27 protein-coding genes are annotated in these 18317 nt (G+C 59.5%); 15 read left to right on the top strand and 12 right to left on the bottom strand.

The features are described from left to right. Window positions 1–35: 35 nt before the first annotated feature. The 7 genes from PY308_RS09270 to PY308_RS09240 form a co-directional block, all read right to left on the bottom strand. Window positions 36–296 carry a hypothetical protein gene (locus PY308_RS09270; RefSeq protein WP_275790510.1) on the bottom strand — a complete coding sequence of 87 codons (261 nt, stop codon included), beginning with the start codon at window positions 294–296 and terminating at the stop codon, window positions 36–38. Beyond that, window positions 293–448, bottom strand: coding sequence for a hypothetical protein (locus tag PY308_RS09265; protein ID WP_275790507.1), 156 nt, complete (start codon window positions 446–448; stop codon window positions 293–295). The genes PY308_RS09270 and PY308_RS09265 overlap by 4 nt, the downstream gene beginning before the upstream one ends. Continuing rightward, a complete protein-coding gene (locus PY308_RS09260; RefSeq protein WP_275790506.1) occupies window positions 445–1299 on the bottom strand; it encodes a helix-turn-helix domain-containing protein in 855 nt (284 codons plus the stop codon). The genes PY308_RS09265 and PY308_RS09260 overlap by 4 nt, the downstream gene beginning before the upstream one ends. Further along, window positions 1296–2207, bottom strand: a complete 912-nt coding sequence (locus PY308_RS09255; protein ID WP_275790503.1) for a toprim domain-containing protein — start codon at window positions 2205–2207, stop codon at window positions 1296–1298. The genes PY308_RS09260 and PY308_RS09255 overlap by 4 nt, the downstream gene beginning before the upstream one ends. Continuing rightward, window positions 2204–3778, bottom strand: coding sequence for a DEAD/DEAH box helicase (locus PY308_RS09250; RefSeq protein WP_275790500.1), 1575 nt, complete (start codon window positions 3776–3778; stop codon window positions 2204–2206). The genes PY308_RS09255 and PY308_RS09250 overlap by 4 nt, the downstream gene beginning before the upstream one ends. Continuing rightward, the gene (locus tag PY308_RS09245; RefSeq protein WP_275790498.1) at window positions 3775–4893 is read right to left on the bottom strand and encodes a ParB/RepB/Spo0J family partition protein; all 1119 of its coding nucleotides are present in this window, start codon (window positions 4891–4893) and stop codon (window positions 3775–3777) included. Before PY308_RS09245 ends, PY308_RS09250 begins: the two co-directional genes overlap by 4 nt. Before the next feature lie 157 nt (window positions 4894–5050). Further along, window positions 5051–5266, bottom strand: coding sequence for a helix-turn-helix domain-containing protein (locus PY308_RS09240; RefSeq protein WP_275790493.1), 216 nt, complete (start codon window positions 5264–5266; stop codon window positions 5051–5053). A 107-nt stretch (window positions 5267–5373) separates the two neighbouring features. Here PY308_RS09240 and PY308_RS09235 point away from each other — a divergent pair, with 107 nt between their 5' ends. The 5 genes from PY308_RS09235 to PY308_RS09215 all read left to right on the top strand — a co-directional run bounded on the left by PY308_RS09235 (window position 5374) and on the right by PY308_RS09215 (window position 7543). Continuing rightward, window positions 5374–6033, top strand: a complete 660-nt coding sequence (locus PY308_RS09235) for an XRE family transcriptional regulator (RefSeq protein WP_275790490.1) — start codon at window positions 5374–5376, stop codon at window positions 6031–6033. A gap of 110 nt (window positions 6034–6143) precedes the next feature. Next, window positions 6144–6572 carry a TerB family tellurite resistance protein gene (locus PY308_RS09230; protein WP_275790487.1) on the top strand — a complete coding sequence of 143 codons (429 nt, stop codon included), beginning with the start codon at window positions 6144–6146 and terminating at the stop codon, window positions 6570–6572. After that, a complete protein-coding gene (locus PY308_RS09225) occupies window positions 6565–6723 on the top strand; it encodes a hypothetical protein (protein WP_275790485.1) in 159 nt (52 codons plus the stop codon). The genes PY308_RS09230 and PY308_RS09225 overlap by 8 nt, the downstream gene beginning before the upstream one ends. Window positions 6724–6770: 47 nt before the next feature. Continuing rightward, window positions 6771–7115: a hypothetical protein gene (locus PY308_RS09220; protein ID WP_275790482.1), complete on the top strand. Its 345-nt coding sequence runs from the start codon at window positions 6771–6773 to the stop codon at window positions 7113–7115. Beyond that, complete coding sequence (locus tag PY308_RS09215; RefSeq protein WP_275790478.1) at window positions 7112–7543, top strand: hypothetical protein; 432 nt, start codon at window positions 7112–7114, stop codon at window positions 7541–7543. The genes PY308_RS09220 and PY308_RS09215 overlap by 4 nt, the downstream gene beginning before the upstream one ends. Window positions 7544–7547: 4 nt before the next feature. On the opposite strand, the gene PY308_RS09210 is transcribed toward PY308_RS09215, so the two are convergent. After that, complete coding sequence (locus tag PY308_RS09210) at window positions 7548–7955, bottom strand: hypothetical protein (RefSeq protein ID WP_275790475.1); 408 nt, start codon at window positions 7953–7955, stop codon at window positions 7548–7550. Between the two features lie 133 nt (window positions 7956–8088). Here PY308_RS09210 and PY308_RS09205 point away from each other — a divergent pair, with 133 nt between their 5' ends. The 10 genes from PY308_RS09205 (at window position 8089) to PY308_RS09160 (ending at window position 12454) form a co-directional block, all read left to right on the top strand. Next, window positions 8089–8316 carry a hypothetical protein gene (locus PY308_RS09205; RefSeq protein ID WP_275790474.1) on the top strand — a complete coding sequence of 76 codons (228 nt, stop codon included), beginning with the start codon at window positions 8089–8091 and terminating at the stop codon, window positions 8314–8316. Between the two features lie 163 nt (window positions 8317–8479). Continuing rightward, window positions 8480–9175, top strand: a complete 696-nt coding sequence (locus PY308_RS09200) for a hypothetical protein (protein WP_275790471.1) — start codon at window positions 8480–8482, stop codon at window positions 9173–9175. Between the two features lie 2 nt (window positions 9176–9177). Then, window positions 9178–9528 (top strand): hypothetical protein, encoded by a 351-nt coding sequence (locus tag PY308_RS09195; RefSeq protein ID WP_275790469.1) that lies wholly within the window; start codon window positions 9178–9180, stop codon window positions 9526–9528. Continuing rightward, window positions 9525–9767, top strand: coding sequence for a hypothetical protein (locus tag PY308_RS09190; RefSeq protein ID WP_275790467.1), 243 nt, complete (start codon window positions 9525–9527; stop codon window positions 9765–9767). The genes PY308_RS09195 and PY308_RS09190 overlap by 4 nt, the downstream gene beginning before the upstream one ends. Beyond that, complete coding sequence (locus PY308_RS09185) at window positions 9764–10054, top strand: hypothetical protein (RefSeq protein WP_275790464.1); 291 nt, start codon at window positions 9764–9766, stop codon at window positions 10052–10054. The genes PY308_RS09190 and PY308_RS09185 overlap by 4 nt, the downstream gene beginning before the upstream one ends. Further along, a complete protein-coding gene (locus tag PY308_RS09180) occupies window positions 10054–10287 on the top strand; it encodes a hypothetical protein (RefSeq protein ID WP_275790463.1) in 234 nt (77 codons plus the stop codon). The genes PY308_RS09185 and PY308_RS09180 overlap by 1 nt, the downstream gene beginning before the upstream one ends. After that, complete coding sequence (locus PY308_RS09175; RefSeq protein WP_275790461.1) at window positions 10284–10754, top strand: hypothetical protein; 471 nt, start codon at window positions 10284–10286, stop codon at window positions 10752–10754. Before PY308_RS09180 ends, PY308_RS09175 begins: the two co-directional genes overlap by 4 nt. Next, the gene (locus PY308_RS09170) at window positions 10751–10921 is read left to right on the top strand and encodes a hypothetical protein (protein WP_275790457.1); all 171 of its coding nucleotides are present in this window, start codon (window positions 10751–10753) and stop codon (window positions 10919–10921) included. The genes PY308_RS09175 and PY308_RS09170 overlap by 4 nt, the downstream gene beginning before the upstream one ends. Window positions 10922–10931: 10 nt before the next feature. Beyond that, window positions 10932–12026 (top strand): tyrosine-type recombinase/integrase, encoded by a 1095-nt coding sequence (locus tag PY308_RS09165; RefSeq protein WP_275790455.1) that lies wholly within the window; start codon window positions 10932–10934, stop codon window positions 12024–12026. 170 nt (window positions 12027–12196) lie between these two features. Further along, on the top strand, window positions 12197–12454 hold the full coding sequence (locus PY308_RS09160; protein WP_275790453.1) for a hypothetical protein: 258 nt from the start codon (window positions 12197–12199) through the stop codon (window positions 12452–12454). A gap of 25 nt (window positions 12455–12479) precedes the next feature. Here PY308_RS09160 and PY308_RS09155 read toward each other — a convergent pair whose 3' ends face one another. From PY308_RS09155 to PY308_RS09140, 4 genes are all read right to left on the bottom strand, one after another. Then, complete coding sequence (locus PY308_RS09155; RefSeq protein ID WP_275790450.1) at window positions 12480–12854, bottom strand: CAP-Gly domain-containing protein; 375 nt, start codon at window positions 12852–12854, stop codon at window positions 12480–12482. A gap of 103 nt (window positions 12855–12957) precedes the next feature. After that, the gene (locus PY308_RS09150) at window positions 12958–13356 is read right to left on the bottom strand and encodes a (R)-mandelonitrile lyase (protein ID WP_275790448.1); all 399 of its coding nucleotides are present in this window, start codon (window positions 13354–13356) and stop codon (window positions 12958–12960) included. A gap of 43 nt (window positions 13357–13399) precedes the next feature. After that, the gene (locus tag PY308_RS09145; RefSeq protein WP_275790446.1) at window positions 13400–16867 is read right to left on the bottom strand and encodes an ATP-binding protein; all 3468 of its coding nucleotides are present in this window, start codon (window positions 16865–16867) and stop codon (window positions 13400–13402) included. Further along, on the bottom strand, window positions 16867–18144 hold the full coding sequence (locus tag PY308_RS09140; protein WP_275790444.1) for a metallophosphoesterase family protein: 1278 nt from the start codon (window positions 18142–18144) through the stop codon (window positions 16867–16869). The genes PY308_RS09145 and PY308_RS09140 overlap by 1 nt, the downstream gene beginning before the upstream one ends. Window positions 18145–18317: the final 173 nt, after the last annotated feature.

Below are 18317 nucleotides of genomic sequence, written 5' to 3'. Positions count from 1 at the left end.
GAAGATCGGCTGCATTGCGTGATTTACGGGAGCATTCAATGAACCGCCCCCTTCTTGCCATCGCTGTAGACATCGTCGGGCGTGCCGAAGATGTTCTCGGCAACCCAATCGGAAAACCGCTGGACGAAGTGTGCAGGCTCTCCAGCGCCGGGAATGCCGAACAGCGTGTCGCCTGTTTCCATCTTGTAGCGGGCCACGATCTCATCGTTGCCGAGCGCCCAGGAGACGCAGCCGACGAAAGCCGGAAGCATCAGCGGATCGTTGTCCCATGGGGTCGTGAATGTCGGTTCTGTCATGACGCACTCCTTTTCAGCGGTACGACGTCGCCGTTCTTCGGCGGCACCGGATAAGGCTCGCGGGCGATCTTGCTGATAAGTGCTGGCATGATGTCGATGACCTTGGCCGTCGGCCGATTGTCTGCCCACTCGAAAAGATCAAGCTGGTTCATGCCGCACCTCGCTTCTGCCGCGTCATTTCGATGTCGTAGGGAGTGAGATTGCCGCCGAGAAGCCGACGCAGGCAGTCGTCCATGTCGGAACGGGCAACACCAAGCTCAGTCAGGAAGAAGCGCCCCTCATTCGGAGAGACATGCCGGTCGTAAGGAAGGAAGGGGTCACCCCCTGTATCCTCCATTACCTTTTCTACGGATGTTACCTTCTCGTTCAGAGGTTCATCTTCAAAGGTTCTCTTCATAGGTTTACCCGTCACTGGTGTCGGGTCACGAACCGTCATGGATGTCGGATCATGAGCCGTCACTGGTGTCGGGTCACTTGCCGGGTGATCCGACATTGGTGACGGGTCACTATTGAGGGAGAGACGGGTGTTTCGCGCCTCGATCCGCAACTGCCGGAGGACGTCAGCGGCCCCAATAAGGGCATCGATCTTGGCCTTCGGAACCCGAAACCGATAGAAATTCGTGACAGTCTTTCCCCGTCTCGATACGTCCATCCAGCCGGCTTCCATGACCTGCTTGATGGCACGCTCGACTGTTCGGACGCTCACACCGATTTCGTCTGCGATCGTTCGTTGCGACGGATCACAGCGCCCGGTATTGAAATTCAAGCAGTCCACGAGATAGGCAAGAACCAGCTTGGCCGTCCGCGTCATCCGCGGGTCTCTGTCCTTTCTAGCCCACGCAACGAAGGTGCCCTTCCCGGCGGTGAACGCAGCGTGCAATCGCCGGTATTCCTCCAGAAACCTCTTCGGCCACTCGCTTTTGTCTTCAGGAAGTCGCTGCTTCTGCTCGCGCATTTCTGCCGGCAGCAACGGTATGGAAAAGAAGCCGTCACGCTCGATCATGTTCGAATGCCTTTCAGGAAATCGCAGATCAGGCGCTGGACGACAAAGACGCCCTCGCGCTGATGGAGGTCATTGAAGTCGTCGCCAATCTGTGGCGGCATCAGGAAGGGGACACCGCTGCGCTTGGCGAAGTATTCGCCCGCACCCATTCCGTCGTATTGCGGAAGCGGCTTGTCGTTGTCGGTGGCTATGAATGGCCGCCCGGATGGAAAGCGGGTGACGGCCTCGACATTGCTTGCAGAGAAGCAGCACAGGATCGTTACGTTCGCCCTGAGGGCTTGGAAGGCGGCGCGAAGAGAAAGGCCGGTTGAAAGCCCCTCGCAGTGCCAACAGTCACGCCCGGTGGAAATCCGGTGGCTGGCGCCCTCCATTTGGCCGCCGTAAAGGAATTTCTTTTCGCCGCATTCCCAGATGAGTTGCGCGTTGCGAATATCGGTGCCGACACGCGCGGGCACGACAATGGCGCTCTTGCCGCCGTCGGGGACCAGATATCGCCCGGCAATCTCCGCTACAGCGTCGGCACCGACGACGAGCACTTTCTCGTCAGGGAAACCTTTTCCTTCGAGATAGGAATGCGTCTGCTGGACGGCGACAGCGACAAGCGCTCCTGCGATTTTCGCGGCCCGATCCGCCCGCTTTTTCTGCTCGGCACCATGCTTGGCGATCTGTTCGCGCATCTGCCGGCGAACGACCGGCGATTTCTGATCCTGAAGCCATACGGTGACCGTCTCGCCTGTTTGCCAATTGAAGCCGGTCACACAGGCGTCGTTGATCATAACGCGGCCATCGCCCTTGCCATTGCGGCCGGACAAGGTATCCGTCTTCAGCCAGCGGCCGGCGGCGCGGCCCTTTGGGGCGATGATACCTACATCCGCGCATGCCTTGCTGATTGCCTCCTCTTCCGTCATGCTGCCTTCCTCGCGGAATTCTTGCGGAAGCGTTGAACTTCACGCTCGATCAGGCTCCATGCGTTCGGTTCGACATCATTCGGGCGGCACTGCACATCGTAGAGGCCTGTGGGAAGTCTGCTGTCGGGATAGATGCCGCGCCAGACTCCCAGCGCCCACTTCCGGGCCACATCCTCACCCTTGCGGGTATTCGACATGCAGTAGGCGAGCGAGGCGTTCCAGACGGCCTTCGGGTCACCGAGACACGCGGCGCGAAGGCCCGAACGCGGTTTGAATGAAACCTTGGCGGAAAGATCGACATCGATAAGGCTGCCCTCGACAACCTCGATTGCGCCATAGGCCGGGCGCTGCCATCCACATGCGACACAGGCCATTGCAGCGGGGGCAATCTGAAGTCCGCATTGGCCGCAGAAATATTCCTGCTTTTTCTTTTCGGTCGGTTCCCGCGCTTCGCTGTCCTTGCGCTGCGCAGCAGACAGGCTTTCGACGCCATATTCGTACAGCCATGCGGTATCATCCGCGAAGGAAACGCAATTGCCGGAGTGATCGAGCCACAAGCCGAACTCTTTCCCTGGCGCCACGCGCATTACGCGGCCCAGTTCCTGAATGTGTGAACTGAAGGATTTCGCGTAGGGCCGGCAGGAAACGCCGCAGAGAACGTCCTTGACGTCAAAACCTTTGGTGAGGATCGCGCAGGATACCAGGCCGTCTATCACGCTGTCCGGTTTGCGAAACTCTCGGATTTTTGCGTCGCGGTCGGCGTCGGATTTATCCAGATAGCTGATCTGCTGGAAATTGAAGCCCGCCTCCGCGAACTGGCGGCAAAGCTCCTCACCATGCTTGACCGACGGTGAAAACACGATGGTCTTGACCGGCCCGCCAAAGAATTTTGCCGTTTGCTCAATCCATGTCGCGACGACATCGCCAACAATGATGATGCCGCGCTGGCCCGCGTCTTCCTCGTCATATTCGCCGTCGAATTTCTTTTTGGCGTTCCTCATGTCCGGCGTGACGCAAGCTTTGATCTTGAGGGGCGTCAGATAGCCACGCCGCAGCAGCTCGTTGACAGTCGTGCCGTTGACGACACCATCCCAGTCCTCCGCCATGCCCGCCGAAAACGGTGTGGCCGTCAGTCCAATGACGCGGGAATGGGAAGCCTCTGCGATCAGGTCGATGACGGACTGATAACGGCAATGCGCCTCGTCAACGATGATCAGGTCCGGCAGGTCGATCATCGTCCGTCGGGCCAGCGTTTGAGCGCTGACGATCTGCACCGGCCGGTTATAGTCGGTCAGATCGTGTTTGCCCTGAATGACGCCATGCCGGATGCCGTAGGAATGAAAGCGGTCGCTCGTCTGTCCGACCAGCGTCACGCGATCGACAATGAACCAGGCCGACGAACCCTTCAGTTGATTTCGCGTGATGATGTCAATGCCGACTTCCGTCTTTCCGAAGCCGGTCGGCGCTGCAAGAATGACCTTGCGCATACCGGAGGCAAACGAGCCGCGAAGCTTTTCGACGGCATCGACCTGAAAATCATAAAGCTGCAGTTGGCTTTCGATGATGCTCATTCTTCGGCCGCACCATCGATCTGATTGAACTGCTCAGTCTCGGATGGGCCGGTTTCGGACTCGGCGCGGTTGGACCTCCACCCCAAAAGCTGCGCCTGCTTTTTCCAGTATTCCATGGCGCGGAAGTTGCGGGCCTTCTCCTCGCTTTCGCTGGACACTCTTGTGCGCAAACCCCGGATGGTTTCGTCCTTGCCAGCAATGACTTTTTCGAAACCACCAAGCTCGTATTCGGCCCGCATTTCAGAGAACGTCTTGATCTCGGCAATGGCCGCGGCGTAGTCCGCCTCGAGAACGCGGACTTGCTCTTCCAATTCGGCTATGCGCTGGTCGGCCGTCAGACCGTCATATGTCGGCACGGCAGTCGTTTTGGCATAATCCGCACGATCCTTGATCGCCTGCGGAAGAGCATCCTTGATAGTTTGCCTGTGGGCATCGTTGATCTCTCGCTGTGCTTTGTCTTCTGCCTGCTTGGCCTGCCGGTCTTGCAAGGCTTTTACCTGCGCAGCGGCATCGGTATGTTTTGCGGCTTCGAGGAGCGCAGTGCGATTATCTTCAAGGCCAGCCTCCTTCGCCGCCTGCTTTGCCTCGTCAGAAAGAGAAGCGACCTTAACGGCGCGTTGCGCATCGGTGCGCTCGATGCCAAGTTCTCGGGAGGCCGCATTGATGCCGCCTTCGGGCCGGCCCCTATCCATTTTCGGCGCAACCTGCGCCGAAATTCGTTCCTCGTTCAGCACCACCCAAAGGGCAACGTGCTCATCACGTTCGAGTGCCGTCAGTTCCGAGCGGTGGAGGTTCTCAGCGATCTCCCACAACCGGGCGTCGATGTCTTCTCCCCCGTCGTAGACGAAGCATTCGATCTTCTCCCAATCAAGAAGCTTCGCAGCCGCCAGACGGGTAGCGCCTGTCCAGAGAACCATGGCGTCGGACATATCGGAAGGCGGGAACCCTTCCGGCCTCGCCTCATAGTATCTCACGGAAATCGGCGTCCGTTGGCCTATCGAGGCCATGGACTCTGCGACGCGCTTGACGTCTGCGTCGTTAACCGCCCGGAGACGGTCATGGATCTCGACGACATTGATATCGACAAATTCGGTTGAACGGGGAGTTCCGGTCATCCGTAGATCCTCCGGTTCAACTGCATCTTGCGGGAAAGCTCGGCTAGCCATTGCGCGGCGCGGATTATGCCAGGGTCAGCGGGAATTTCACGGCGGACGGACCCTGGCGGCATCGTCTGGATTTCGGACGATGTTGGCTCGCAGGCGTCGGGAGCCGTCACGCGGACATCTCCAGAGGATAGACGTCAGGCCGCAGGTCGTGACGAGAGACCCCCGTCGCCTTTTCAACTGCGAGGACATACTCTGCAGGAAGGCCCTTGCTGCTTTTGTGAACCCACCCCCAAACGCGCTGTTGAGAGACTTCCAAAAGTGCTGCAAGGGCGGTTTGACCGCCAGCGGCCTCTAAGGCCTTGTTAAGTGCTTCGTGTTTCATGCCCATTAACTAACAAGTCATTTTGTTTTTAACAAGCGAAATCTTGTTGAGACACCCGACAAAATTACTTGTAGATAAGGCACGAATCAACTTGACAGGAAAATTCGATGTCACTTGGCGCAAGAGTGAAAGCAAAACGTTTGGAAATGGGGTGGTCGCAAATGGACCTCGCCCGGCGCGTCGGCGTAAGCCAGCAGGCCATCAACAACCTTGAAGGCGGACAGACAAACAAATCGCGCTATATTGCTGAACTGGCAAGGGCGCTGGATACGACAGTTGACTATCTGCTCGATGGCGATAGTTCTGTTCCGAAACAAGCAGCAAGTGTCGAGCCGACCATCATTCACTTCAATGACCTGCCGAAAGACGTGCCAGTCTTAGGTCAGACTGTCGGCGGCGACGACGGTAACTTTTTCTTCAACGGGCAAACGATAGACTACTTCCGGAGACCACCGGGAGCCGCGAACATGCGCGACATTTATGGATTGTTCGTGACCGGCACCAGCATGTGGCCTCGGTTTGAAGATGGTGAACCGATCTATGCGAGCCCGTCCCGCCTGCCCGCGATCGGTGATTACGTCGTCATCCAGCTTCGCCAGCGCGACGAGGGTTCAGCACCGGACAGCTACATAAAGCGCCTGGTTCGCCGCAACGGAAGCAAAATAATTGTCGAGCAGTTCAACCCGGCAAAAACAATTGAATATGAACGGGATGACATCGTTTCCATGCACCGAGTTGTGCCTCTTATTGAGCTGATCGGCATCTAACCACACATTTAATTGTTGATTACAAGATAGCTTGTTGCTATCAATCGCCTCATCAGATCGATGGGGCTGGCCTTATCGACTGGTTCAAACCCAACCGATGAGGATCTTGAATGTTTGCCGCGCTGAAATCAAAACTGTCTGGAAATCTCAACAAGTATTCCGGACGCAAGGACTTCCTTGAAGCCGTTTGCGCCGCGTCCGCACTGGTCGCCGCCGCCGATGGCGATGTCTCCGACGCCGAAGTCGATCAGACCGTCAAGGCCATCTCTTCCAACGCCAACCTGTCTGCGGCCTTCAAGGGCGCCGAAATCGAGCGCACTGCCGATGTCATGCTGAAGCGTGCCCAGGGAGGCCGTGTTGGCCGCTCCGGTCTCTACACCGAAATCGAGCAGATCGCGTCCGATCACGACATGGCGGAAACAGTCCTGCTTTCGGCGCTGGACGTGGCCGACCATGGCGGCATCGACGCCAAGGAAAAGGAAGTCCTCGGCAAGATCGCGTCGAAGCTCGGCCTCAATCTGGCGAACTACGATGTCTGATTTTGCCAAGTCCGGCAAAGCGATCGTCCTGGCGACGGTCGCCGGTGTCCTCGTCCTTCTGCAGTTCACACTGCTGGCGGCGGCGCTGGATTTCGTGACGAGCATCGCGCTCGTTGCTGTCGGCTTCGTGGCCGGCCGCACGTCGAAGTAACGGCGCAGGGCCCGCCGCAAAGGCCCAACAAATCCAAGGAGATGACGATGAACGATGTCCTTCGAAGCCAGATCGTAGAAGCGATCATAGACTTCCCGCCTGATCTTGCCGGTAACATCCCGGCAGTGATGGCCGACCTTCTGAAGCGGTTTCCTGCCGCTACCGAGAATGATGTTTTTGCTTGCTTCGAAGAAGCGATCGAGGGCTTGCGCCGTCGCGCAGATGCTGGCTTGGCGGAAGCCGCCGCGCTTGATCGGTTGGCGCCTCTGTTCGATGGAATGCCGGAAGGCATGACGTTGGGGGAATGTGCCCTGGCAAAGGCGAAAAACGGCGACCCGCTCGCCTTGGAATATCTTCAATGGGAAAAGCAGCAAGCGGGTGGCATCCAATGACCGCCCCTACCCGCCTCGTTCCCCGATATCCGGCTGACGATACCGTCTTTGCCGCCCAAAATCACGCCGGTGTGGCAACAATTTCCGCACCGTTCGATGACGACGTAGCCCTTGCCGACGCCGCAGCCGGCGATGTCCTCGACGCGCTCGACGCGGAGATGAACAAGAATTATTTTTCTGCCGAGGATCCCGAGCTGGATGCCGCTGTTGCCGGCGCGCTGGCTGCCGAACACGACATGAAGCTTCAGGCGGCGATCGATGATGCCGAGGAGGTCCGTGACCTTCTGCACGCCCTGGACAAAATCGGGGACGGGATCGGCGGCGCGGACGGTTATGCCGTGTCAGCCGTGGCTATCGCGGCCCGATCGGTTGCGGACAATCTCGTTCATGGCCTGAAGGTACTTGGCCTGCGGATTGAGAGGGTGTGATGGGTCAGTCTTTGCTTTCAGCTTCGTCATCTTCATCGGGAAACTCAATGGCATACAGCGCATTTTCATCGAGTAATTCAGATCGCAACTGCTCTCTCGCCAAGCGCGCTGTAACGAATGCCTTTTCTGCAGTATCGCCTTCTTTCAATTGCGTTAGTTGCGCATTGAGTTCCAAGGCATCCATCTTCAGGTCCAGAAGATTGGCCTTTACTCGTAAAAGCCATGACTGGTCAGGATTTTCCTGTATCAGCAGATCAATCGCCCGGCCCCCCATCTCGCTTATTGAAAGAATGCGCCGCCACATGACCGGCCAGTCATCGTCTGCGACAATCGCCATCCGGCACAAGCGACGTATCGCATCGCCACGCGACCGAATACGGTTGTTGAAGCTCCATTCATCAAGAAGCGCCAACTCTGTCTCCGACATAACTATCGGAACACGCTGGTCTTTTCTCTCGCCATCGGGTTTTTTCGGTCTAGCCATATCCGCGTTTATACAACACTTATTAAGTTACGCAAGAAAACCGTTGACCGGATCGAGAAACATGGTTAAAAGTTTTCTTACGCAACATAATAACGAAACTGTTGCGAAGGAGAGTTCGGTGAAAAGTGAGCCGAAAGACGAGCGAGTTCCCCTGATGATGGAAACGAGCTTGCTCGACGAAATCGACGGGTACCGCATCGCCCACAAGGTTTGGTCTCGCGGAGAAGCAATCCGCAAGCTGGTCAAACTGGGCTTGGAAAAGGAAATGCCGGTCTCGGCCGGAGAGTAGCAGCAGGCGGGGAAAGTTTCTGAGGCGGACCCCGCCGCTGCAAGCCACTTCAACAATGAGGATGTCAAAAATGGACAAGCAGTCCAATAGCACAACTGTGCCCGAAAGCTCAATACAGATTGAACGACTACGGCATGAGCGCGCCACTGCCCCTGGCGAAGCCATGCCTCCAATCTCCCGCCGCAAGACCTTGGGACTGATAGCCGCCGTCAGCCTGCCACCCTTCGCCGTTGTCGGTGTTGCGCCGTCCGTTGCCGGTGACGGCAGTATGACGGCCTTGCGTGACCTCATGGAGCGCCACAAAGCCGCTGCCGTGGCAGACGATGCCGCGTGGAACGCCTTGGCCGATATCGAAGGTTCAGCAGCAATGGAGGCATGCCCAAGCGTTCGCGTTCAGACCAGCCGGTTGCTCACCGGCCGCGACGATGCCGGCAACGATATTTGGGAGCCGATGTATTCTTATTCACCGGAAGAGATTGAGAAGGTTTTCCGCCGCCACTTGGAAAGCCAGCTTTGCATGGCCCCCGGCGAGCGCGGCGCTCCATGGAGGGAGAAATACACGGCCAGCAGCGAAGCAAGAATGCAGGCCAAGATTGACGAACTGGCGGCGCTGCAGGCGGAGGTAAAACGCATCGAAAGCGAATGCGGCTACACTGCCGCCGATGAGGTTGCCGGCCGCAGCGCGGATGATGTGAAGCAGATCGAGCGCCGGATTGTCGGCTTTGTTCCAACGACGCTGGCAGAGGCCGTTGCACTCGCCACCTGGGTTCTTGATGCCCGTGAGAGGCGCGGTTCTTATATCGAGGACGACGATGTCAAGTCCGCCCTTCAGAGCATCGCAAACGCAGGGAGGGCCTGATAATGATCAAATCCCCACACCCCGCTCTTGATCTGTCGTTCATGTGCCCACGCAAGGTTGGCTGCGGCATGATCTACTGGAACGTCGAAACAACCGGCAGTTACACCGAGGACTGCAAGCTCGGCGGCCAGTACGGCACCGAGTTCCTTACCTACATCGGCAGGCACCCCACAAACGGCAATGCCACACTGCTGGGCTGCATCGTGGCTGATATGGACGGGCACCCGGCGACCGGACTGAAAATCGGCTTTATGGCCGAGGTCAACCGATACGCTATGGGGCTGGCTCGGATCATCCACGGCCCCGGCTCAATTGCAGAAAACCTAGCGTCGGCGGCTGGGGGTGAAGCATGAGCCGGCCCGGATCAAACCATAGAGACGATGGCACCTATCAGGTCGCAAATCTCGCCTCGCTGTTTACCGTTTGCGCCCTCGCCTTGAACGACGTGGACGAATGGAGCGATGAAATTCGGAAGAGCGTCACCCAAGACGTAAAGCTGGTTCTCGAAATGGGAGCGCTGTTGGCAGAAGACGCCGGCCTGCTGCTGGAACGTCAGATTGCCGAAGCGAAGAAGCCGGAGGCGCGGTCATGACGCGTATTTCCCGCCGAACAGCGCTCGGTTTCATGGCCGCAGCGTCCGTGCCGCCAACGGCAGTTTTTGCAGCAGCGACCATTAATCTGGAAACTCAGGAGCAAAAATGCAGCAGGCTCCTGCGCGAACTTCTGGACGAGTGCAACAAGCTGCCGCTACCGATCAGCACCTTGTTCGGCCGCTGCGTTGAGATCCGCTTGGGTGGCGATGGCAGAGCGCGATATGGCTTCAGCGAAACCGAAGGCCATCTTCTCACGGTTTCGCTGAAAATCGAGGAGGACGCGTGATGGAAAAGCGCATTCTCGACACACTCTCCCGCCGGCAGATCGAATGCCTGATTGACGCCGCTATCGACCGCCTCGACGCGATCGACGGTGATCCCGACTTCGAAGACGACGATCGGGAGCCGGAAGAAACCGACCAGAACAACGACGAAGCCGACTGCATGCATATCGAAGACGATATGCTGGGCGGCGGCTGGTTCTGCATGGGCAAGATCGCGGGAGGGAGCGGGCTATGACGAAGGAAAAGTTCACCCGCGTTTTCGCGGAACAGCTCGCCGCGATCGATCCCATGGATATCGAGATCGAGCCCGGCATTCGCGTCCGCGACCTGACTACGACCGAGGACTGCGAAGCCTCTATCATCATCATCGAGAGGGACCGGGACAAGATCTGCGCGCAGATCGCGACCGCCGAAGAAACGCCGGGGATCAGGCCGGCCGGCTGGCGGACACGGGCACAAAGTGCATTGAGATGGAAGAAGCGTGTTCTGAAGGCCGTGCGGGCGCACCAAGTCGGGCTTCCGACTGCCGTTGCAATGGCGAGCTCTGCCAAGCGTCGAGACCGTCGGCAGATCCTGCTTGACGTGATCCTTGACGACATCGGGGAAGCGGCCGTGGACGCCTATGTCACCGCAGCACGGGCGAAATACCCGGAGGCGTTCGGTCCTGTGGATAACGGGGATATCGGGGAGAAACCGCGATGACGGCACCATCCCTGATCCGCAAGCCGGACATGCTCCGCGCCGCCGAAGTCGCCAAGGAAACGGGCTGCAGGGTCAAAATCCGTCTCGGGGAAGCGGTGTTTATCGCGTACCCGGACGGTGGATCGCAGAAGGAAGCCGGAATTGACTATTCCCGCCCTACCCTGTGATGACTCGGGGATGCCGAGAAAGCTCCCCCTTCATGTCCACAAGCAAAAGACCCGCCATGACAAGTGGGTCTTCTATTTCCGTGTCGGCAAGGGGAAGCGCCTACGCCTTCCGAACCCGAACGATCCAGCGTTCAAGGCCGCGTACAGGGCCGCTCTGATCGGTTCGCCGGTTGAGGTGCCCAAAGTAGTCTACGAAGGCACGCTGCAGTGGCTGTGGGACCGCTATACGACCGAAAGCGCGAAGTGGGCCGGTTATAGTCCGGCAACGCAAAAGCAACAGCGGCTCATCATGGCCCAGGTGTTGAAGAACAATGCCCGCCACGCGCTGGCGGCGTTTACCCAGGATGTCATTCAGGAGGGCGTGGACAAGCGTCACGAGACGCCGGCAGCCGCAGGGAACTTCCTGAAGACGATGCGCGGAATGTTTTGGTGGGGAAAGAAAATGCGGCTGGTCGCTGTTGATCCGACCGTCGGCGTTACTCCGCCCGGATATAAGACGGACGGCTTTCCGCCATGGACGGTCGAGGACGTCATGGCGTTTCGCGCCAAACATCCGATCGGAACGCCAGAGCGACTTTCGATGGAACTCATGCTGCTGGCCGGTCTCCGGCGATCCGATGTCGTCGTTGTCGGGCGCCAGCACATCGCAGGGCGCGTCCTGTCGATCGACACGGCGAAGACCGGCGCAAGGATATCGGTTGAGCTGTCGGACGATCTCATCGGTATTATCGAGGCCACACCCCGCAAGGGGCTTCATCTGGTCGAAAGCAGCATAGGCCGGCCGTTCACGAAGGAAAGTTTCGGGAACTGGTTCAGGGGGAAATGCACCGAGGCCGGCGTGACGAAATCGGCGCACGGACTGCGGAAGCTTAGCGCGACACTGGCGGCGGAAGGCGGCGCGGCAACGCATCAGCTGCTTGCGCAATACGGCTGGTCTAACATCGCGACGGCCGAAATCTACACGAAGGGCATCGACAGAAAACGCCTTGGAATTGAGGCTAGCCGTATCGTCGCGGATCAGATAGAGAACATGAAAATCCCTCACCTTAATCCGGGTGAGGGATTGAAACCGAAAAAGATAAAGAATACAACGGCGAAAAAGTGAAGTGGTGGGCCGTCATCGCCCACCATTTTCTGAGTTTTTCGGGTTGTCGTTTTCTAAAAGCTCTTTTCCGTTCCGATTACGCACATTAGTGTCCCTTAAAGACCGACACATCCGTATCAGGCAGGCATCCATCCTCCGATCGCCGCGCCTTTTTTGCCGGAGTATCCCGCTTGAAAAACGCATTGATGATTGCGACTGCTGCCATGGTGCTGAGCGCGTGCACAAGCCTGCCGGAATTGGCTCCGATTCCCGGCAGCATCACTTACGGCGGCCAGCCCAAGACTGCTCTGGTCAAGGCGCCTGTCGGAAGCACCGTCAAGCATCGCTTGAACGACCAATATGGCAACCCCAGCGAAGAGACCTATGTCGTTGAGGCCGGCGGCACGCTACGGCTTGTGCGCCGGGAGCTTGTTTCAGACAAGTCATAGGGGCTGGCCACAGGTCCGCCCGAGGCTAGACATCTTCTTTCTTGCGCTGTGGCGCCTTGCGCCTGGGTTCCTCTGGCGCCTCCGGAAGGTAAGGCGTTTCGCCTTTCGGCGCTGGCGCAAGCAAATTCTTAAGCGCGGAAAGCCTATCTTTCAGAAGCGGACGGAAACGGGTTGCCCGATACGGCATGTCGGCCGCTCCGTACCCCTCCGGACCGTCGTCGTTGCCGCGATGAATTTCGGCCAGTTTGACGCCGATGAATTCACCGTCGATATAATGCGCGTAAGGGCCGACCCAGCGGATCGTGTAGATCTCGCCCTTGCGGATGCCCTGGTCGATCGAGACATGCTTGAATTTGTCGTCGATGCAGACGACCTTCTGACCGACGTGAAAATTGTTCATGGATCACCCTCCGGTCCGCCGTTGCGGCCATTCTGATGCCGTTGCATAGCGCCGGCTCACGATGCTTTGCAACCGTCTTCGTCGGCACGGCGCGAATGTGCGCCTAAATTCCCGGATATTGGGCATCGGAGACCTGCTCCAGCCAGTCCACGGCCCTGCCGTCAAGTGTTTCCTGTATGGCGATATGGGTCATAGCCGTTGCCGGTGAAGCGCCGTGCCAATGCTTCTCGCCCGGCGAAAACCACACGACATCGCCGGCCCTGATGTCGCGGACCGGCTCACCCCACGCCTGCACAAGTCCGCTCCCTGCGGTGACGATCAGCGTCTGTCCGAGCGGATGCGTGTGCCAGGCGGTGCGGGCGCCGGGTTCGAAGGTCACCGAAACGCTTCTCACCCGTGCCGGCTCCGGTGTGTCCATAATAGGATCCTGCCGGACACTCCCGGTGAAATAATCAGCAGGCGGGATAACTGACGGCCGCGAGCCACAGGGTTTTACGTCCATTGGAAACTCCTCTATGTCTTTTCGATCGTCGGCCGGAACGCCGTTACAGCGTGTGGATACTGACCTGTGGGCAGGCCTTGCGGGCAATTTCGCACAAATGCTCGTGGTGCGTAAGATAAATGACCTGCCCTGCTCCGGCCATGCCGGCCATCAGCCGGAACGCGTGCTCAGCCCGCCCGTCGTCGAATGTTTCCATGATGTCATCGGCGATGAAAGGGAGCGATTCGCGGGTCGTCGCTACCTCATGATAGCCGGCAATGCGCAAAGCGAGGTAAAGCTGAAATCTCGTTCCCTTGGACAGATCATCAGCAAGCTTCGATCCGCCGCCCGCGGCCTTGGCGATCAGGAATTCCCGGCCGTTCTCGGCCTGCGTCGCCAGTCCCTCGTAATCCCCGCCGCTAATGGCACTGAAGGCCGCCGACGCGCGCCGCATCATGGCGCTGCGGTGGCGCTCGCGATAGAGCCGCAACGCTGTTTCCCCGGCCAGTATGCCGGTTCTCAGCCGGAGATAGGCGATAGCCCCCTCCTCGATTTCGGCCAGAACCGTCCGGCGACGTTCCTCGACATGAGCCGCGGCATCACTTCCACCGATCGCCGACAACGTCTTCTCCGCATCGCGTCTCATGGCGTGCAGTTCGCTGGTCTCGATATCGCATTGCTCCCATTTTGCCTGGAGTTCCGCGCCTTCCAGCTTCAGGCCGTCGGCATCGACAGAGGCAAGCATCAATTCCGCATCCCCGGCGTTGCCGACACCGAGACGCTGCGCGAGATCGCCCTCGGCTTCCGAAATGCGCTCGCGCAAACGCAGCCGGACCTTGACGCGCTCCAGGCACTCCGCCGCAGCAGACAGGTTCATGCAGCCGAACAAATCCAGGATCGCCGATTTCTGAACCTCATGCCGACGCTGGTCCTCCCTCAGGGTCTCAAGCTCGGTATTGCGCTCGCGGTTTTCGGCAGAGAGGCGCACAAACAAGGATTCCCTTCGCTCCGCCTCGACAAAGCGGGCGCGGATTGCATCGAAGTCGCCAAGCGGCCGGTCGGATAGCGGGTGAGAACTTTCGATGGCAAGGGCATGGACGGACCGCGTGAAGGCAATCTGATCCTTCCGCATGCCTTCGATCCGGTGATCGAGATCGGCCTTGCGTTGCAGCAACATTTCCAGATCCTGAAGCACCGCCAGGACGGGGCGTACTTCCTGCGGCAACAGAGCCGCGCCGTTCCGCGCCAGCCAAGTCGGCGCAACCGTCTCCTGCCACGCCTCCTGCCAATCCGCCATGGCCGTTCGCGCCGCTTCCACAGCGGCCTCCCGCATCCGCAAGGCGACCTCGGCTTGCTCGACTGCCGCGGCAGAAGCAGCACGGTCTCTCACCTGCGATTGCAGCTTATCGATCAGTCCCTCGGCAAACACCAGCGCATCGTCCAGACGCTCCGGCATCGTTTTTTCAAAGCCGGCCTCCGCCAGCGACCGCCGCAGCCGGGTTAGCGCCTTTCCTTCATCCAGTTGCGCCTGCGCCAAATCCTGCTGCGCGGCGCGAAGCTGGCCGCGAAGGTCCAGAACCGCCGAGCGCCGGGCAAGCCAGGCTGTCAACTGGTTGAGCTTGGTATCTGCCGTCAGTCCGGCCGCGAGAGCAACAGCCGAGATATCAGCCCGAAGCTCGTCTACCTGCGAAAACACGGCCGCTTGCTGATGGCGCAGAACCGAAAGCTTGCCCTGGCGCTCGGCAATCGAAAGGGAAAGAGCCCGTGCCTCGGCAACCTCCTGCGACTGCGCCAGCCTAAGCACTGTCGCCTCATCGTCCCGCCGCAAGGCATCCGCAAAGCCCGTCGCACTGTCCCGGTCCAGTCGTGCCATATGAGCCTGCCAGGCGCGGTCGCGCTCCGCCCGCAAGGACAGTGCCGCATCGTCGCCGGCGAACCCGACCCTGCGTTTCAGCGAATCCAGCCGAGCCTCTTCCGCCGCCAGTTGTGCAGCATCCTCCGCTATGCGTTCATCCAGCCGTTTCAACTGCTCGCCCAGCGCCGTCCGCCGCGCCGCAAATTCAGCCATCTCCATTTCATCGGGTACGGGAAGCGCGGCAAGCGCATCGGCATCCGAATGACCGGAAGCCAGTACGGCAAGCTTTTCGCCGAGCGCGTGCTCGAGCGCCGATATCTGCCGGGAGGCTGTCTGCTGCCGCATCAGGCAATCATTTTGGCGAAGGCTCTGAACCAGCCTGGCAAGCCCCGCCCCGTCCGTGGCTCCCCCGTCGCCGGGCAGGGCCGCCTGCCCGCGCAGGGCGTCCGCACAGGCTTGCGCTGCAAGTTTGTGTTCCTGCGCTGCCGCACCAAGACGCTCTTCCAGGGCGGATTGCTTCTGAGCGAGATCGAGGATGCGGCCGGACACGGCTGCCGGCAGGATCAGCGCCTCAGGCTCACGTGTCTCCGTCCGGTCGAGCCGCCCCAGGCGAAGAACGATATCGGCGACGATCTTCTCACGCTCATCCAGCCGTGCCGGCATATCCTTGGCAGCGGTTCTGTAGCGCGCCTCAAGCTCGGAGTTTTCCAGTTCGTCAATCGCGGAAGCAAGTGCCAGTCCTGCCGGATCGCGGCCGATGGCGGCGATCTCGGCTGTGCGCCGCTCCACATCCGCCTGCAACTGCGCGATCCGCACGCCGATCTCGGTCTCCTCGCGCTGTAATTGCGGCAGGAGAGCGTGCCAGTCCGCCGGCGGTTCCGGCAGGTCCCCAAGGGATGCCAGTTCCGAGCGCAGGCCGCGCAGCCGCGCCAGGAGCGGCAGGCCGTCCATGCGGTCGCGAACCAGATCGAGCGAGACGCGCAGTTCGGCCCGCGTCCGGATGGCCGCCTCGTGACGCTCGGCAGCTGCGTCGCGAGCCTTGCGCAACGCCGCGAATTCACGCGCATTCACGTCGAGCGCGGTCTTTTCGTCCTTCAGGGCTTCCAGCGCGCTTTTCAGTTCCGAAAGACGATGCTTGCGTCCCTGCGGCTTGTAGAAGGCGTCGGCCTGTGTTTTCAGGCCCGCCAGGACGGAACTGCTGTCGGGAAGGCCGGAACTGGCAGAAAACAGCAGCGTGCCGAGCTCCCCCTCGCTTTTCAGGATGCTTTCGCCGCCCTTTTCGATGCTTTCATCGTCCAGCGAAAACATCATCCTGTAGGTGGCGCGGTCGATCGAGCCGAGCGCTGCGGAAAACAAATTGTCCGGCAGCGGTTGCTCATCGGAGCCGAGCAGCGAATTCTGGGTTTTCTTGACGCGAAAGACCTCGTGCGCCCGGCCCCCTGTCTCGACGATGCCGCCGATCCGCATTGTTGGATAAGGGTGCAGAAATCCGTAACTGCTGAGCCGCTCGATTCCGAACAGAAGGTCGAGAAAGCCGGAAAACAGCGTCGATTTTCCGGCTTCGTTCGGTCCGTAAACGAGATGAAAATCCGGCCGACCGGGGTGAAGCGCGCCGAAATCGAGGCTGCGCCCGGTAAATTTACCGTAGCGAACGAGGTCCAGGCGGCTCAGACGCATCAGCGGGCAGCCTCCGCATCGCTGCCATGCAGATAAGCCAGCACATCATCGCTGCCCCCCGAAGCCGCCGATTGCAGCAAGTCGATCGCAGCAGCTTCGTCGCCTGCCAATCTGTCCCGCACCTCTCGCGGCATTTGTAGCAGAAGCTCGTTGAGGACCGCTGCCGCTTCCTGCCGAAAGGCGTGGGACAAAAGCACGTCCGAGCGTATCAATGCGGCCAGTTCCTCGACCGGGTCAGGCCCGGCCAGTGCGGTATCCGTTCCCGGGCTACGACACTCGATATCGACTTTCTCGATCCAGCAGCCATCGAAGCCGGCGGCGACATTGCAGATTTCCGCAAGCAGAAAATCAGCGTCGCGCCGCAGTTTCCAGGCGAGCGGTGTCGATCCTGACACGGTCATCCGCAGGATCAGATGATCCGTATCTGCGGCGGCGCGCAACACAGACAGGCTTTCCCGCACCCTGTCGGTCATCTGACGCCAGTCCTCGACGCCGGTGAGATCGACCTCGACGCGCTGGAACATCGCCTGCCCGATCACCCGCTCCTCATGCGCAAAGGCTCCGTCATCGGCAATGGTCACCATTGTCACCGACTTTGCACCTGCCTCGTTGATGTCGCGTCCCTGCGGCATGCCCGGCATGACGATCAACGGCTTTTCGGAATGCACCTGCCGTAGATGCACATGGCCAAGGGCCCAGTAGTCGAAGCCGTGACCGATAAGGTCGCTGATACTGCAGGGTGCATAAGGGTCGTGGCCGGCGCTGCCGGCAAGGCTCGTATGCAGCATGCCGATATTGATGGCGTCGGCGACTCCTGCGCTGAAAGACGGAAGCAGGCTATCGGGCGCGTGATGATTGTCGAAGCCGACGCCGTGGATGTAAACCTCGCGGCCATTCCCGAGCGTCTTTGCAGCTATCGGCTTCACCCGACCCGAAAAGAGATGAACATTGGATGGAAGCGTCAACTCCTTCTTGATGGAGGACTGGGAATCGTGATTGCCTCGGATGACGAACACGCGGATGCTGGCCGCCTCAAGCCTCCTGAGTTCAGATGCCAGATACAGCGCGGTGTTCATCGAGGTCTGGGAACCGTCATAGAGATCGCCGGCAATCAGCAGCGCATCGACATTTTCGGACAGGCAGAGATCGACAATCCGCGACAGCGCCGTGCGCGTCGCGCCTCGAACCAGTTCGGCCAGATCGGCGTTCTTCAAGGCGAGACTGCGCAAGGGGGAATCGAGGTGAAGGTCGGCAGTATGAACGAAGCGGAAAGGCATGGGCCGAACATGGCCTCTCTTTGACATCCGCGTCAATGCCGCTCGACGGCGGAAGTGCCGCCTCATCAGCGTTTTCCCGCATGGAAAGTTCAGCTCGGCGCACCGGTATGGCCAATCGGCGACTTTTGTCAATCGGCTCGCCCCAGGCATTTGACATGGCCCCTCATTATATA

The sequence above is a fragment of the Pararhizobium gei genome (assembly GCF_029223885.1).
GTDB lineage: Bacteria > Pseudomonadota > Alphaproteobacteria > Rhizobiales > Rhizobiaceae > Pararhizobium > Pararhizobium gei.
This window is presented reverse-complemented; position numbering and strand designations above follow the sequence as displayed.